Below are 16,208 nucleotides of genomic sequence, written 5' to 3'. Positions count from 1 at the left end.
TTCCGGAATGTATCAAGATGCTTTGTTCTATTCCAACGCGGCTTCGCTATAATCCGTACGCCATGCCGATCGCGCCCATCCCACACAACGTCCCGCCACCACGCCCAGGCCCGCGTCGCCCGCGCGTGCTGCTCGGCCTGGCGCTGTGCGGGCTGGCCGCCATCCTCCCGCGCGCCGAGGCGCAGCCGTCCTCCTCGCTGCAGGTGCACCACTGGTGGACCTCGGCCAGCGAGCGCCGCGCGGCCAACGTGCTGGCGCTCCGGCTGGGCGAGGAGGGCGTGGAATGGAAGGACGGCGCGATTCCCGGCGGCGCCGGCCTGGGGGCGGGCAAGGTGCTCAAGAGCCGCGTGCTGGCCGGCGACGCGCCGGACGCCACCCAGATCATCGGCGCCTCGATCGGCGAATGGGCCGAGCTGGGCCTGCTGCTGGAATTCGACGGCGTGGCCGTGGCCGGCGGCTGGAACAACGCCCTGTTCCCCACCGTGCTGGCGCTGGTGCAGCACCGCAAGCACGTGGTCGCCGCGCCGCTCGGCATCCACCGCATCAATACCCTGCTGTACAACCGCAAGCTGTTCGCGCGCGCGAAGCTGGCGCCGCCGTCCACCTGGCACGAGCTGGCGCTGGCCGCCGCCGCGCTGCGCGCCGTCGGCGTCGCGCCGCTGCTGCAAAGCAGCGAGCCGTGGCAGGTCGCCACCTTGTTCGAAAACCTGGTGCTGGCCGAGGGCGGGCCGGATTACTACCGCGAGTTGTTCGTGCGCCAGACCCCGCAGGCGGCGGCCGATGCGCGCCTGGCCGTCGCGCTGGAGCGCCTGCGCCTGATGAAGGGCTGGATGGCCAGCCCGCTCGACGAGCAGCCCTGGACCGGCGTGGTGCGCCGCTTCGCCAGGCGCGAGGCGGCCATGCTGGTGACGGGCGACTGGGCCAAGGCCGAGCTCAAGGAGCTGGGCGTGCCGCTCGACGACGAGTTCTCCTGCGCGCCCATGCCGGGCACCGGCAAGCTGCACCTGTACAGCGTCGACACGCTGTCCATGTTCACGCAGGACTACGCCCACGTCGCCGCCCAGGAGAAGCTGGCCCGGCTGGCCGTGACCCCGGCCGTGCAGCAGCAATACAACCTGGCCAAGGGCTCGGTGCCGGTGCGGCGCGACGCCGATCCGGCCCAGATGGACAGCTGCGCCAGGGCGTCCTGGACCGCCTTCGCCAAGGGCGCGCAATCGCAGGTGCCCAGCCTGGTGCACCGCATGGCGGCGGACGAGGAAAGCCGCGACGCCATCATCGCCGAGGTGCACCGCTTTTTCGTCAACGACGCCGTGACGCCCGGCGAGGTGCAGCGCCGCCTGGCGGCCGTGCTGCGCTCGCTCAAACTGCAACACCGCAAATAAACCGATAACCGGATACCCCCATGGCACGCAAGATACTGATCGTCGACGATGACCAAAAGACCCGCGTCCTGCTCAAGACCTATCTCGAGAAGAACCAGTACGAGGTGCTGCCCGCGCACAACGGCGAGAGCTTCCTGGCCGAGCTGCGCCACCACGGCGACCAGCTGTCGCTGGTGATCCTGGACGTGATGCTGCCCGACACCGACGGCTTCGCCCTGTGCAAGATCGTGCGCAAGCAGTCGAACGTGCCCATCATCATGCTCACCGCCAGCTCGGACGAGACCGACCGCATCGTCGGCCTGGAGCTGGGCGCGGACGACTACATCGCCAAGCCCTACAGCCCGCGCGAGCTGCTGGCCCGCATCAAGGCCATCCTGCGCCGCGTGGGCAACGAGCCGGCCGCCGCCACGCGCTACCTGCGCTTCAACGGCTTCACGCTCGACCTGGCCGAGCGCACGGTGGTCGACGCCGACGGCAAGCAGGTGGTGCTGACGGGGCTGGACTTCGTGCTGCTCAAGTATTTTGTCGAGCACCCGGGCGAGGTGCTGGACCGCGGCGTGCTGTGCGAGCAGACGCGGGGGCGCGAGTCCGGCCCGCTGGACCGCTCGCTGGACGTGCAGATCAGCCGCCTGCGCCTGCGCCTCAACGACGACGGCAAGCAGCCGGCGTTGATCAAGACGGTGCGCGGGGCCGGCTATGTGTTCTCGGCGGACGTGAGCGCTTCCCATGCCTGAGCGGGGCTGGCGGGCTTGGCGCGGCTGGCGACTCTGGCGGCTATGGCCGCAGTCGCTGCTGGGCCGCTTGTCGCTGGTGATGGTGGCCGGCCTGCTGGTCACGCAGCTGGCCGCCAGCCTGATCTGGTCCGCCCAGCTGCGCACCAAGGCCGAGGCCGACACCCGGGCCGCGTCGCAATACCTGGGGCAGGGCGCGGCCGGCGCCATCCGCTTCTTCCGCAGCCTGCCGCCCAGCTACCGCAGCCTGCTGATCCAGCAGTTCCGCGAGATGGGCGGCACGCGCTTCTTCGTCGGCCTCAACAAGGCCTACGTGCCGGTGCCCGGCATCGGCGGGCAGGCGCTGGCGCACACCGCGCTGTCCACGCTGGAAGCGACGCTGACGGCGGATCTGCGCCCGGCCGGACCGATCCGCCTCGGCTTCGCCTGGCCCGACCAGCTGGCCGTGTCGCCGGACGGCGTGAAGGTGGGCGAATTGCCGGAAAGCTGGGTGCGCCACATCCTGCTGCTCAAGCCCGATCCGGCGCCGGTGCTGGTGATCCAGACCGAACTGGAGCCCGGCAACTGGCTGTACCTGGCGACCCTGATGCCGAACCCGTATTTCCTCAACAGCCACGACCCGCTGTCGACGGACCGCCTGGTGCCGCAGGCCCTGTCGCTGGCGGCGGTGCTGCTGCTGTCCATCCTGGTGGTGCGCTCGATCACGCGGCCGCTGGCGGCGCTGTCGGACGCGGCCGAGGCCTTCGGCAAGGACGAGAACGCGCCGGCGCTGCCGGAATCGGGCAGCCGCGAATTCGTCAACACGGCGCGCGCCTTCGGCGCCATGCGCGAGCGCATCGCGCGCTACATCGCGGACCGCGAGCGCCTGTTCATATCGATCTCGCACGACCTGCGCACGCCGATCACGCGCTTGAAACTGCGCGCCGAGCTGCTCGATGACGACGCCTTGCGCCAGGAATTCGAGGAGGACCTGGACGAGCTGGACATGATGGTCAAGGGCGCGCTGCAATGCGTCAAGGACAGCGACATCCACGAGAATCCTGCCGAGGTCAACCTGGACGCGCTGATACGGCGCCTGGTGCGCAGCGCCGAGCTGGCGGGGCACGGCGTGGCCTTCGGCGGCACGCCGCTGACGGTGCGCGCCAAGCCGCTGGCCCTGAAGCGCGCCATCGGCAACCTGCTCGACAACGCGCTGTTCTACGGCGAGCGGGCCGAGGTGTCGGTGCGCGGCGTGGACGGCTGGATCGAAATCGCCGTGCGCGACCACGGACCGGGCGTGCCCGAGGACGCCTTCGCCAGCCTGCTGCAGCCCTATGTGCGGCTGTCGCACGGCCGCGAGCGCAACGACGGCGGCATGGGCCTGGGCCTGGGCATCGCGGCCGGCATCATCGACGGCCATGGCGGCGAACTGGTGCTGGCCAACCATCCCCAAGGCGGCCTGAACGCCGTGATCCGCCTGCCGGCCTGAGGGCTGTGGCGCTGCCGTATTATTTATTCATCCGTATTGTTAAGTTTTGTAAGCTTGTGTGAGCTTGCCCGCGGCCGCCGCCGCCGGCCCCGCTTCGCGCTCTGTAAGGAAACGTAAGCCCGGCCGTCGCCGATCCGCGATATTATTCAATTTAATCAAGCACTTGCGTATCCGGAGGACGCGGGGCGGGGTTGCTAGTGTTACATGTTTTCGGGTGATAGCATGAATTCATCGACCACCAAGGCACCCGATGAACATTGCCCGCCTCCTCGGAAACACGCTGCTGCTGACACTGCTGTCGGCCACCGCCGCGCGCGCCAGCACCCTGGTGCTCGAGAGCTGGCGGGTGGACGACCAGGCGGTGTGGGACACGGTGCTGATCCCCGCCTTTGAGAGGAAGCATCCCGGCATCACGGTGCGCTTCGCCGCCACCGCCCCGACCGAATACGACAGCGGCGTTGCCGGCCGGCTGGCCGCCGGCACCGCCGGCGACCTGATCTCCTGCCGGCCGTTCGACGCCGCGCTGCCCCTGTACCGCAAGGGCCACTTGGACAAGCTCAACGGCAAGAGCGGCATGCAGTACTTCGACGCCGCCGCCCTGATGGCCTGGCAGACCGACGACGGCAAGGACACCTTCTGCATGCCGGTGGCGTCGGTGATCCACGGCTTCTTCTACAACAAGAAGATCTTCGCCAGGCTCAAGCTGCAGCCGCCGGCCACCGAGGCCGAATTCTTCGCCGTGCTGGACGCGGTGCGCAAGCATGGCGGCTACGCGCCGCTGGCGCTGGGCACGGCCGAGCAATGGGAGGCCAGCCAGACGGTGTTCACCAATATCGGCCCGTCCTACTGGCGCGGCGAGGAGGGCCGGCGCGCGCTGGTGGCCGGCAAGGCCAAATTCACCGATCCGCCCTTCGTGGCCGCCTTCGAATTCGAGGAAAGGCTGGCCGGCTACCTGGGCGCCAACGCCGCCACCCAGACCTACGCCGACAGCCAGGCCCAGTTCGCCCAGGGCCGCGCGGCGGTCTACCCGGCGGGCTCGTGGGACATCGCCTGGTTCAACCGCGCGCCGGGGCTGGAGCTGGGCGTGTTCGCGCCGCCGGTGCGGCGCGCCGGCCAGGCTTGCCAGGTGTCCGAGCACATGGACATCGGCATCGGCGTCAACCGCAAATCGAAGAACAAGGAGGCCGCCTACCGGCTGCTGGCCTGGCTGGGCTCGCAGGAATTCGCCGACCTGTACACGAACCGCGTGATCGGCTTCTTCACATTGTCGAACCACCTGATCGCCGTGCGCGACCCCGTGGCCAAGCAGATGGCGGCGTGGCGCAACAGCTGCGCGCTGACGTTCCGGCTCAACGCGCAGTTCCTCAATCGCGGCACGCCGAGCATGGAGAGCCTGCTGTGGGAGGTGAACGCGCAGGTCTTGAACGGCAAGCTGCCGGCGGCGGAGGCGGCGCGGCGGGTGCAGCAGGGTTTTGCGAAGGCGTACGCGCCGCCGCGGAAATGATCACACCTCCCCCCATAGATGTGTGATTCGCCCCGGCGCCAGTGGCGGCGCCGGGGATTTTTTGGGAGAGCCGGATCGGTCCGGTGCGAATAAAAACTAATCGATAGGGATGTACAACATGTCTCAGACTCAATTTCGGAAAAAATGCCTGCCACGCTTGATCGCGCTGGTGATGGCCTCCATGGCCGTCCCGGCCAGCCACGCCGCCGAGGCCGCGCCGGAAGCACAGGGCGGGTCCAAGGACAAGGACCCGTCCGTGGTGGAGGTGCGCGGCATCCGCGAAACCCTGAAACGCAACCTGGCCGAGAAGCGCGACGCGCAAAACATCGTCGACTCCGTGTCGGCCGAGGACGTGGGCAAGTTCCCGGACAAGAACCTGGCCGATTCGCTGCAGCGCATGCCGGGCGTGTCGGTCGACCGCACCTGGGGCGAGGGCCGCGACATCTTCGTGCGCGGCACCGACAAGAACCTCAACATGACGCAGCTGAACGGGCAATCGGTGGCCTCCGCCTACTGGTGGAAGAACGACTCGCAAAGCCGCGGCTTCAACTACGACATCCTGCCGTCCGAGCTGGTGGGCAGCATGGACGTCTACAAGAGCCCGTCGGCCGACCTGGACGAGGGCAGCATCGGCGGCCTGGTGATCGTCAAGACGCGTAAGCCGCTGCAGTTCAAGCAGCCGCTGACGGCCCAGTTCTCCTTCGAGGAGACCTATAGCAAGCTGCCGAAGAAGGCCGATCCGCAAGCCTCCGGCCTGGTGAGCTGGAAGAACGAGGACGGCACCCTCGGCGTGCTGCTGGCGCTGAGCAAGCAGCAGCGCACCATGCGCCGCGACGGCCTGGAGAACTTCACCGACGCCACCAAGTACACCATCGTCGACCAGAACGGCGTGGCCACGCCCAACGCCTACGCCTCCTGGGGCGGCGGCTCGGCCATCTTCCGCCAGGACCGCGAGCGCACCACCGGCAATGTGACCGTGCAATGGCGTCCGAACAGCGACACCGACCTGTCCCTGAACTATCTGAACTCGGACATGAGCATGGACAACAGCAACCAGAACTACCTGTGGCAGGTGGGCGGCCTGGCCGACGCCAGCAACACGATCAGGGTGACGAACCCGCGCTTCATCACCACCTCCGACGGCACCAAGGCCTTCGTCGGCGGCACGGTGGGCCCGGCCACGGGCGTGTCGTTCGAGCCCATCTACCGCGACGCCTACGTCAAGTCCAAGGTGCTGGACCTGGAGGGCACCTACGACGGCGGCAACGGCTGGAAGCTGCATGGCCAGATGGGCACGACGTCGGCCGCCGGCGGCAGCAACCACGACCGCAATTTCTGGTTCACCGGCAACACCCGCGCCACCATCAACCTGGCGCCGGACACCTACGAGGTCAAGTATCTCGACATGAGCCCGCTCGACCCGGGCAAGCTGACGCTGCAGGGCGCGCGCGACTGGATACGCCGCATGGAGGGCAAGGAGAACTACGCCCAGGCCGACCTGACCTGGGAAACGGGCGGCGCCTTCATCAAGGACGTGAAGTTCGGCCTCAAACTGCGCGACAACACCGTGCAAAACCGCCGCACCATCGGCACCGTGGGCCCCGGCAGCCCGGGTTGGCAGTCGTTCTCGCTGGCCGACCTGTCGACCGGCGCCTCGCCCCTGCTGAGCCAGGAGGCGGCCACCGCCGGTTCGCTGACGCAGTACGCGTGGGTGGACGACCAGCTCGCCGTGAGCAAGGGTTTCGCCATGTACGACAAGGGCATGGTGTACGCCGAGGCCAAGCGCGAGTACTACCGCATCAAGGAAAAGATCACGGCCGCCTATGTGCGCGCCGACTACGGCTACGAGAGGCTGCGCGGCGACGTGGGCGTGCGCCTGGTGCGGACCCGCCAGACCTCGGAGGCCTACCAGGACGTGCGGGGCAACGGCAACTACACCATCGGCAGCGTGCCGCGCACCTATTCGGACGTGCTGCCCAACCTGAACGCGGTGTACGACCTGAGCCGCAGCGTGGTGCTGCGCGGCGCCATCTCGCGCGTGATGGCCCGCAACACCTATAGCGACCTGAGCGCCAGCACCGAGGTCAGCGGCACCACCAACGCGGCCACGGCCGGCAATCCGCTGCTCAAGCCCTACCACGCCAACCAGTTCGAGTTCGGCGGCGAGTGGTACTTCGCCGACGCCTCGCTGCTGTCGGCGACGGCCTTCAGCAAGAAGCTGGACACCTTCATCTACACCTCGACGGCGCAGGAAAACGTGGGCGGCGTGATGCGTCCGGTGACCCGTCCGCACAACGCCGACAACGGCCAGACCGTGCACGGCATCGAACTGCAGTGGCAGCAGGCCTTCGGCAACGGCTTCGGCACGGTGGTCAACTACACGCTGACCGACGCCAAGACCGGCGCGCTGGCGGGCGGCCAAAAGCTCAACGTGGTGGGCAACTCCAGGAACCAGCTGAACGCCAGCGGCTACTTCGAGCGCAACAACTACAGCGTGCGCCTGTCGTACAACTACCGCTCCAAGTCGTACGGCGGCCTGAACGAGGGCGGCCAGGATGTGACCAGCGCCTACGGCCAGTGGGACGCGACCGCCAACTGGGACGTGACGCCGCGCCTGAGCGTGTTCGCGTCGGCCGTCAACCTGGGCAACGCCGTCATCCGCACCAACACCACCGACGGCTTGCCGGTGGGCGTGTACGAGAACGGCTCGCGCTACAGCGTCGGCCTGCGCGCCAAGTACTGAGCCTCCGAGGCGCCGCCGATCGGGCCTCCCCGTCCGGGGAGGCCTTCCCCTGACCCATCCCGGATGCAAAATGAATCAAAAACTACAACGCGTTGAACCGGCGCGAGAGGCCGCTTCGACCAGGAGCGTGGTCGTGGCCATGCTGTTCATCGGCCTGATGTTCTTCATACTGGGCTTTGTGACCTGGCTGAACGGCTCGCTGATCCCCTTCCTGAAAATCGTCTGCGACCTGAACAATTTCCAGGCGCTGTGGGTGACCTTCGCGTTCTACATCGCCTACACGGTGATGGCGCTGCCGGCGGCCGCCGTGTTGGGCCGGGTCGGCTACAAGAACGGCATGATGCTGGGCCTGGGCGTGATGGCGCTGGGCGCGCTGCTGTTCATTCCGGCCGCGCGCACCAGCTACTACGGCCTGTTCCTGCTGGCGCTGTTCACGCTGGCCAGCGGCATGACCTTGATGCAGACCGCGATCAATCCCTACATCGTCTGCATCGGGCCGCGCGACAGCGCCGCCATGCGCATCAGCATCATGGGCCTGTTCAACAAGGGCGCCGGCGTGGTGGTGCCGCTGGTGTTCTCGTCGCTGATCCTGTCCGGCATCGGCGGTCACTCGGACGCCGCCATCGCCGCGCTGGACCAGGCGGGCAGGGCGGCCCTGCGGGCGGAATTGTCGGCGCGGCTGGTGATGCCGTACGCGGTCATGGCGGGCGGCCTGCTGCTGGTGATGCTGCTGGTGCGCTGGTCGGGCCTGGGCGAGATCGCGCAGGAGCGCGACGGCGGCGACGGCGGGGGGGGGAACGCCACCCGGCGCTTCGGCGTGTTCCAGTTCCCGCAACTGGTGCTGGGGGCGCTGGCGCTGTTCGCCTATGTCGGGGTCGAGGTCATCGCCGGCGACACCATCGGGCTGTACGGCCGCCAGCTCGAGGTCGTCAATTTCGGCGTGCTGACCTCGTACACGATGGGCTTCATGGTGCTGGGCTACGCGATCGGGGCGCTGGCCATCCCCCGTTTCCTGTCGCAGAGGGACGCGCTGCTGGTCTCGGCGCTGGGCGGCATCGCCTGCACCCTGGGCGTGGTGACGGGCTCGCCCACCGGCACCGCCTTGTCGCAGGTGCTGCTGGGCTGGGCCGGCGTGCCCGCGCTGCCGGACACGGTCATGTGCCTGGCGCTGCTGGGGCTGGCGAACGCGCTGGTGTGGCCGGCGATCTGGCCGCTGGCCCTGCAGGGCCTGGGGCCATACACCGCCAGCGGTTCGGCCCTGCTCATCATGGGCATCGCGGGCGGGGCCCTGCTGCCCATCCTGTATGGCCGGATGTCGGACGCCTACACGCCCCAAGGGGCGTATTGGGTGATGCTGCCCTGCTACGCGCTGATCCTGTTCTACGCCCTGCGCGGCCACAGGATGACCAGCTGGCGGGGAGTGGGCGCCTGACGCGGCGCCTTATTTGATCAGGCGCGGCACGGCCTCGGCCACGGCTTCCTTCAAGCGGCTGTTCAGGTAGTCGATCTTCTGGGCCGAGGTCAGCACGTCCCAGGAGGCGCGGCTTTCTCCGGTGTGGTTGCCGACCGGGCTGGCCTTCTTCTGCACCACCTCGTCCACCACGTTCAGCGTGGCCGCGTCGATCAGGCGCACCTTCACATAGGCGAACGGCGCCAGGATGCCGGTGCCGTGGCCGCCGGTCTCGGTGTTCCTGATGCGGATGCTGTTGTTCATGTAATAGCCCAGGCCCTCGATGCGCCCGGTGCTGACGGGAATGTCGCTGATCCAGATGTCGGCCTCGGCGCGCGCCTTGGTCACCAGCACCAGGTGCGTGACGGCGCGGTTGGTCAGCAGGCTTTTGAGGAAGGTGCGGTCGTCGGCGGTCGACGACGGCGACTCGAACATGGCGTTTTGCGCCTTGTACAGGCCGGGGTCCGGCGTCAGCAGCAGCACCGTCTTCGCGTCCGGCTCCCGCTTTTTGATGGCGGCGTTGATGGCCTGGATCGCCGCCTCGTCGAACACCTTGTCGGCGATGGGCACCAGGGTCTTCTCGTTCTGGTCGATCTTGCTGCCGGTCTGCGGCCGTTCCAGCACCGTGGTGATGCTGTCGCCCGCCAGCGACAGGATGGCGTAGCTGCGCTCGGCCGCGCCGGCCGTTGGCATGAACAGGCAGGCCACGACGGCGGCCATGGCGGCGGTCGGGCGGAATTTCGATGTCACGTGGTGCTCCCAATATCGTATTGAAAGGCACCACTATAAAGATTTTTCCTATTGGAAAAGTCACGCTTTGTCACATTGTTTTGAACAAGAACAAGCCGGCGGGTATTTATTTAAGCACCCAGCTGTATTTAACCCGGACCCAGTTTGGCGCCAAATCGCCGGTTTTGGCGGCCGGCTTGAATGTGCATTTTTTGCTGGCCCGCAGCGATGCCTTGTCCAGCTCCTTATATCCGCTGGATTCGAGCAATTTGCTTTCCAGGACATTGCCATCGGCGCCGACCAGCACGCCGATCCTGGCGTTGCCCTCTATGTCCTCCTTCTGCCAGGCGCCCGGAAACACCGGCGTTGCGCAGGTGCCTTGCGCGGAACGCGTGTCCGCGTCGGCCGCCAGCGCGTGGCCGGCGGATAGGGAAATCAGCAAAGACGACATAGTGGCGATGGCGCGCGTATGGGCGGACATGGGAACCTCCAGTAAATAAAGTAATCGATGGGAATAAAGAAGCCTTGTTTCGATTTGAATATACCGTGGTCTTTTGATATTTGAAAATTGATTGTTCGGATGATCGATATTCTCAAATAAGATAACAATGAAACGCACCACCTTATGGCGGATTTGTTTGTTTTATTGCACGGATTATCACCATGCCGGTGCGCGCCGCACCTTAATCGAGAGGGATTGGTTTTCCGCGGGTGTGCCGGAGTGCTACTATCGCCTGACGATGTTGCCGACGGAGACTCAATATGCGGATCACCCAGTTTCACATCACTCGAGTCGCGGCCCTGGACGGCCTGCGATTGCCGGACGATGCCGACCTGCTGCTGGTGTTCGGCGCCCGCCGCTTGCTTCAGGACCCCGCGCTGTTCCCCATGCTGCGCCTGGCCTGCCCGGCGGCGCTGATCGCCGGCTGCAGCACCGCCGGTGAAATCCGCGGCACGGAAGTGCGCGACGACAGCATCGTCTTGACGGCGGTGCGTTTCGCCGGCACCCGCGTGAGGATCGTGGCGGCGCAGCTCGACTCGGCGGCTGACAGCCGCCACGCGGGCGAGGCCTTGATCCACCAGCTGCTCGGCGACCGGCTGCGCCACGTGCTGGTGTTTTCCGACGGCCTGGCCGTCAACGGCAGCGAGCTGGTGCAGGGCTTGCGCGCCACGCTGCCGGCCGGCGTCAACGTGACCGGCGGCCTGGCCGGCGACGGCGCGGATTTCGGCGCCACGGTGGTGCTGGCCAACGCGCCGGCGGCGCCGCGGCAGATCGCGGCGATCGGCTTCTACGGCGACCGGTTGCGGGTGGGCTGCGGCTCCGTGGGCGGTTGGGACACCTTCGGTCCCGAGCGGCGCATCAGCCGCGCCGAGGGCAATGTGCTGTTCGATCTCGACGGCGAATCGGCGCTGACCTTGTACAAGACCTACCTGGGCAGCCAGGCGGACCGCCTGCCGTCCTCGGCGCTGCTGTTCCCGCTGGCGCTGCACCTGCCGGATTCCGACACCTATGTGGTGCGGACCATCCTGGGCATAGACGAGGAGCGGCAGTGCATGACCTTCGCAGGCGACATGCCGGTCGGCGCCTTCGCGCAACTGATGAAGGCGAATTTCAACCGCCTGGTGGACGGCGCCATCGCCGCCGCCGAGGACAACCGCAGCCAGCTCGACGGGGCCGCGCCGGAACTGGCCATCCTGGTCAGCTGCATCGGCCGCAAGCTGGTCCTGCAGCAGCGCATCGAGGAGGAGGTGGAGGGCGTGGCCGAGGTGCTGGGGGCGGGCGCCATGCTGGCCGGATTCTATTCCTATGGCGAGATCGCGCCGCACAGCGCGCTGACGCGTTGCGAGCTGCACAACCAAACCATGACGGTCACCACCTTCAGCGAGGAGTGAGCATGCACCCACTGCTCGCGCGCCAATTGCGCAAGTTTTGCGGCGAGGGCAAGGCCGCCGATCTCGACGGGCTGACCCGGGCGATCGACGACGCCTACGCCGGCTTCGAGAGCGACCGTGTGCTGATCGAAAACTCGCTGGACATCATGTCGCGGGAGCTGGGCAAGCGCAACCGGCAACTGGAGGAGCAACTGGCCGACAAGCAGCGCCTGATGGATCAAATGACGACCAGCAACGCCGAACTGCGGGAGCTCAACCAGAAGCTGGAGGCGGCGCGCAACCAGCTGCTGCAGTCGGACAAGATGGCGTCCATCGGCCAGCTGGCGGCCGGCGTCGCCCATGAAATCAACAACCCGATCGGCTACATCTATTCCAACTTCGGCACCCTGCAGGACTACGTGGCGCGCCTGTTCGCCATGCTGCGCGCCTACGAGGACGCGGAAGGCGCGATAGGCGCGCCGGCGGTGGCGCAGGCGCTGCGCGCGTTGCGGAAGGACGTCGACCTGGTTTATCTGCGCGACGACATCCCCGAGCTCATGGAGCAATCCAAGGACGGGCTGGAACGGGTGCGCCGCATCGTCCAGGACCTCAGGGACTTTTCCCATGTCGACGTCACGCAGACCTGGCATCCCTTCAACCTGCACCAGGGCATAGACTCAACCCTCAACATCGTCGCCAACGAGATCAAGTACCACGCCGACGTGGTCAAGGAATACGGCGACATCCCCGACATCGACTGCCTGTCGTCGCAGATCAACCAGGTCGTCATGAACCTGGTCATCAACGCCGCGCACGCGATCGCGCCGGCGCGCGGCCAGATCACGCTGCGCACGGGGACCGGGGACGGGCAGGTCTGGTTTTCCGTGAGCGACACCGGCTGCGGCATCGCGCCGGAGCACATCGGCCGCATCTTCGACCCCTTCTTCACCACCAAGCCGGTGGGCAAGGGCACCGGACTCGGACTGTCGCTCACCTATGGCATCGTGCAAACCCACGGCGGCGGCATCGAGGTCGAGAGCGAGGTCGGACGCGGCACCACCTTCCGCGTGCGCTTGCCGATCCGGCACGGCGCCGGGGACGAGGCGGAAGCGTAAGCCGCTTTGTATGGGAACGAAAAAGGCTTGCGCGCCGGATGTCGTTGGGCGACAAGCGCTAGAGCAGCTTGGCCTGCTTCAGGTATTTCTCGACGTCGCGGTAGCTCGCGTCGCTGCCTGCGTAGCGCACCAGGTTGCGTGCCGTCTTGAGCCATTCGATCGTCGAGGGTTGGCATTCGTCGAGCGCGAAGGTGAAGTCGGCGGCGTTGATCGGCCGTTCCGGATGGCCTGCGATGATGTCGTGGATGGCGCTTTCCTTTGCCAGGTCGATCAGGCCATCAATGTCGGCGCCGGAGAACTGCTCGGTGGCCTTGGCCAGGGCCTCGGCGTCGATGCCTTCGGTCGGCACTTCGCGCAGCTTGATGTCGATGATATGGCGGCGCGCCTCGAGGTCGGGTGGTGGCACGAATATCTGGCGCGAGAAGCGGCCGGGCCGTTTCATCGCGGCGTCCACATCCCACGGCATATTCGTCGCGCCGAGGAAGAGCACGTCGCGGTTGTTGCGCTCGAAGCCGTCCAGCTGGGCCAGGAATTCATTGACGATGGTGCGGCTATGTTCGCTCTGCGCTTTTGAGCGTGAAAAGGCCAGAGCGTCGAGTTCATCGAAGAACAGCACGCAGGGCTTTTGCGCGCGCGCCTTCTCGAACAGCTGGGCCAGATTGCGCTCGCTTTCGCCCATCCACATATTGAGCACGTCGCTGATGCCGACCGACAGGAAGCTCGCATTGCATTCGCTGGCGATGGCGCGCGCAATCATAGTCTTGCCGCAGCCGGGCGGGCCATACAGCAGGATGCCGCCGCCGCCGTCCTTCTTGAAGCGGGCAAACAGGGACGGGCGCAGGAAGGGCTCGATGATGTGCAGGCGCAGCGATTTCTTCAGCGCCGCCATGCCGCCCACGTCCTCGAAACGCACGGTACGTTCGGCCTGCGGTTTGAGGGGAACCACTTTGTCTGTGCCGGCGATCAGCGACAGCGCCGGCGCGCCGCCATGGCGCGCGGTCTGGGACAGCTGATCGAGGGCGGGGTCGGCGACAAATCCGCTTTGCTGACGCGCGCGGGCATAGGCGCTCAACGCGTCGTTGCGGCGATCGAGCGCGAGCAGGGCGCGCGCCATGCCAACCAAGGCCGGGGCATCGGCCTGCTGGCGCGTGGACAGTTCGTATTGCTGCAGGGCCGCCGCCGCGTCGGACGCGGCCAGCAGCAAGGCCGCGTAGTCGAGGCGGATGGCGGTATTGAAAGGGTCGCCCAGCAGGGCTTGTTCGAGTTCTTCGCGTGACATGCACATGGCGATCAAAGACCGGCGCGGCGTTTAAGCCAGCGCCTGAGCAGGAAGGGATAAACCCAGGAATAGACGCAATAAGCGAGGATGAGGGTGGCGGCGATGTCGGATACCTGCGGCGCGTAGCTGCGCAGCAGCTTATACACCAGTATCCAGCCTATCCACAGCGTGATCGTGGCGGCGGTGCCCCAGCGGTTCAGCGGCCAGAGGGGAACGACGCTCCAGTGGCACAGCGCTTCGATCTCGACCACCAGTTCCAGCGCTTCGCGCGAATCGGGCCGGGCCTTCAGGAGCTCGATGGCGATGCGTTTTGCCGACCAGTAGCGGCCGCGGTTGATGAGGTGGACGATCAGCAGTCGTGCCGTGACCATGTCCTCCGGGTGCTTCATCATCAGCGCGGCGAGGCTGTTGCGTTCATCGCCTTTGCGGCCGTCGATCAGGTCGCCGATCATCGTCGCCGCCAGCGCGCCGTCGTCCTCGGGATCGAGGCGGAGCGCCTCGCGGGCCAGTTCCATGGCCTTGTCGATTTGTTGCGTGCGGTACATCAGCATCGCATAGCGCGCATACAGGGGCGACGATTCCGGGTAGTCGTGCAGCAAGTCGAGCAGGACGGCTTCGGCCTGCGGCCAGTCCTCGCGCGCCTCGTGCACACCCACCAGCAGGTAGCGGCCATTGAGATGCTTGGGCGCGCGGACCAGCAACTGCTGCAGCGTGTGCAAGGACGCCTCGTGGTTCTCGTTGTGATAGTCGATGGTGGCGGCCGAATGCAGCAGCTCGCTGTCGTCAGGGAAGTTGGCCAGCGCTTCGCCTAGCAGTGCGCTCGCCTGCGAAAAGCGGCGGCGCTCGATCAGGCCCTCGATACGTACCCGGTAGTCGTGCGCAGACAGTGCGATCGTGTCATTCATTTTTGGAGGAAGGTAATGAAAAGGAAGCTGATTCCGTACAGCAGGCCGCTGCCGGCGACGGCACAGCCGATGGCGGCGATCCATGGCGAAGGCCTCTCGCCGAACAGGTCGGCCGAACGGTGTTCCTTTCGATGCATCAGGTAAAAGCAGCCCCATAGCACGATAGCCAGGATGCGCGCCGCGCCGCGCATCGACGTGCCTTCGCCCAGCTGTGCGTTGATCCAGACTAGCGCAGCGGGGCGCTGGTCCATGAACGAGGTATAGACCAGTGCACTGAATACGGCCAGCGCGATGGCATAGGCGACCATGTCAACCGCGCGTTTGAGGCGGATCGAATTGAGGGCGCTGTAGAGTATCAGCGGCAGCGGCCCCATGAAAAAGCCGAGCAGGAAGCTCGAGCGCGGCGAGTACAGGGCGGCTGCGGTGCGGGTGTTTGCAAGGGAGGGGCGCAACAAGTGTTCGGTCATGATGGCTGGTGAGGGCGGGGCCAGGGCTGTCAGGCTTATTGTTGGGAATCCGCAATTGTATACTGTGCAAGAACGTGCGGTGCGGATGCCTCAAGGGCCTTGGTGGGGACGTTGCCGCGGGACGCAAAAAATCTTACGCGCCGTAGCGGGTAAGTTCATCACCAGTTGACTGATCGTCCTTGTAGCGGAGCCAGGAGGATTTCAATACCCTTCAGGTTCCCCCGGTGTCAGAATAGTTGTCGCGTCACCTGACGAAGTAGAAACGTATCGGGGGCGGGCAAGAGAGATCGTGTGAGGCAGTATTCAGCAGAACGGAAAGAATCGCTACTGCGGCAGATGATGCCGCCGCAAAACCGGCTGGTGTCGGAGCTGGCCCGCGAGAGCGGGATCACGGAGCAAACCCTTTATACTTGGCGCCGTCAACTTCGTAATCAAGGAATACCTGTGCCAGGTAGTGGGAAAAATGCCGAGGAATGGACCTCGGAAGACAAGTTTGCAGTGGTGCTGGAGACGGCAGCGCTGAACGCGACCGAGTTGGCGGAGTACTGCCGTAGCAAGGGCTT

The 16,208-nt window shown here is 66.3% G+C and carries 14 protein-coding genes; 9 read left to right on the top strand and 5 right to left on the bottom strand.

Translation table 11 applies throughout. From position 1 onward, the window contains the following. The first annotated feature begins 125 nt into the window (after positions 1–125). The 6 genes from BM436_RS02230 to gluP all read left to right on the top strand — a co-directional run bounded on the left by BM436_RS02230 (position 126) and on the right by gluP (position 9,260). Positions 126–1,382, top strand: coding sequence for an ABC transporter substrate-binding protein (locus tag BM436_RS02230; protein WP_229488805.1), 1,257 nt, complete (start codon positions 126–128; stop codon positions 1,380–1,382). A 20-nt stretch (positions 1,383–1,402) separates the two neighbouring features. Beyond that, positions 1,403–2,116: a response regulator gene (locus BM436_RS02225; RefSeq protein WP_093553060.1), complete on the top strand. Its 714-nt coding sequence runs from the start codon at positions 1,403–1,405 to the stop codon at positions 2,114–2,116. Continuing rightward, on the top strand, positions 2,109–3,581 hold the full coding sequence (locus BM436_RS02220; RefSeq protein ID WP_093553058.1) for an ATP-binding protein: 1,473 nt from the start codon (positions 2,109–2,111) through the stop codon (positions 3,579–3,581). The genes BM436_RS02225 and BM436_RS02220 overlap by 8 nt, the downstream gene beginning before the upstream one ends. A 250-nt stretch (positions 3,582–3,831) precedes the next feature. Next, positions 3,832–5,085 carry an ABC transporter substrate-binding protein gene (locus tag BM436_RS02215; protein ID WP_093553056.1) on the top strand — a complete coding sequence of 418 codons (1,254 nt, stop codon included), beginning with the start codon at positions 3,832–3,834 and terminating at the stop codon, positions 5,083–5,085. A 118-nt stretch (positions 5,086–5,203) separates the two neighbouring features. Next, on the top strand, positions 5,204–7,828 hold the full coding sequence (locus tag BM436_RS02210; RefSeq protein ID WP_093553635.1) for a TonB-dependent receptor: 2,625 nt from the start codon (positions 5,204–5,206) through the stop codon (positions 7,826–7,828). A gap of 139 nt (positions 7,829–7,967) precedes the next feature. Further along, positions 7,968–9,260, top strand: coding sequence for a glucose/galactose MFS transporter (gluP, locus tag BM436_RS02205; RefSeq protein WP_229488922.1), 1,293 nt, complete (start codon positions 7,968–7,970; stop codon positions 9,258–9,260). Positions 9,261–9,269: 9 nt separating this feature from the next. On the opposite strand, the gene BM436_RS02200 is transcribed toward gluP, so the two are convergent. Together BM436_RS02200 and BM436_RS02195 are read right to left on the bottom strand one after the other, a co-directional pair. Further along, positions 9,270–10,028 (bottom strand): hypothetical protein, encoded by a 759-nt coding sequence (locus BM436_RS02200; protein ID WP_143132911.1) that lies wholly within the window; start codon positions 10,026–10,028, stop codon positions 9,270–9,272. Between the two features lie 106 nt (positions 10,029–10,134). After that, on the bottom strand, positions 10,135–10,488 hold the full coding sequence (locus BM436_RS02195) for an energy transducer TonB (RefSeq protein WP_093553050.1): 354 nt from the start codon (positions 10,486–10,488) through the stop codon (positions 10,135–10,137). A gap of 281 nt (positions 10,489–10,769) precedes the next feature. On the opposite strand from BM436_RS02195, the gene BM436_RS02190 reads away from it, so the two are divergent. Together BM436_RS02190 and BM436_RS02185 are read left to right on the top strand one after the other, a co-directional pair. Next, entirely contained in the window at positions 10,770–11,900 is a 1,131-nt protein-coding gene (locus BM436_RS02190) for an FIST signal transduction protein (RefSeq protein ID WP_093553048.1), read from the top strand. Between the two features lie 2 nt (positions 11,901–11,902). Continuing rightward, positions 11,903–12,994, top strand: a complete 1,092-nt coding sequence (locus BM436_RS02185) for an ATP-binding protein (protein WP_093553046.1) — start codon at positions 11,903–11,905, stop codon at positions 12,992–12,994. A 58-nt stretch (positions 12,995–13,052) separates the two neighbouring features. Here BM436_RS02185 and BM436_RS02180 read toward each other — a convergent pair whose 3' ends face one another. From BM436_RS02180 to BM436_RS36905, 3 genes are read right to left on the bottom strand one after another with little or no spacing between them, the layout of a single operon-like run. Next, positions 13,053–14,279, bottom strand: coding sequence for an ATP-binding protein (locus BM436_RS02180; RefSeq protein WP_229488919.1), 1,227 nt, complete (start codon positions 14,277–14,279; stop codon positions 13,053–13,055). A 5-nt stretch (positions 14,280–14,284) separates the two neighbouring features. Then, on the bottom strand, positions 14,285–15,178 hold the full coding sequence (locus BM436_RS02175; protein ID WP_093553042.1) for a tetratricopeptide repeat protein: 894 nt from the start codon (positions 15,176–15,178) through the stop codon (positions 14,285–14,287). Continuing rightward, on the bottom strand, positions 15,175–15,645 hold the full coding sequence (locus BM436_RS36905; protein ID WP_093553040.1) for a hypothetical protein: 471 nt from the start codon (positions 15,643–15,645) through the stop codon (positions 15,175–15,177). The genes BM436_RS02175 and BM436_RS36905 overlap by 4 nt, the downstream gene beginning before the upstream one ends. Positions 15,646–15,936: 291 nt before the next feature. Here BM436_RS36905 and BM436_RS35930 point away from each other — a divergent pair. Further along, positions 15,937–16,208: transposase (locus BM436_RS35930; RefSeq protein WP_143132906.1), on the top strand; the 272-nt coding region annotated here is incomplete at its 3' end.

The sequence above is a fragment of the Pseudoduganella namucuonensis genome, assembly GCF_900116645.1.
In the GTDB taxonomy this organism is placed as follows: Bacteria; Pseudomonadota; Gammaproteobacteria; order Burkholderiales; family Burkholderiaceae_D; genus Rugamonas; species Rugamonas namucuonensis.
This window is presented reverse-complemented; position numbering and strand designations above follow the sequence as displayed.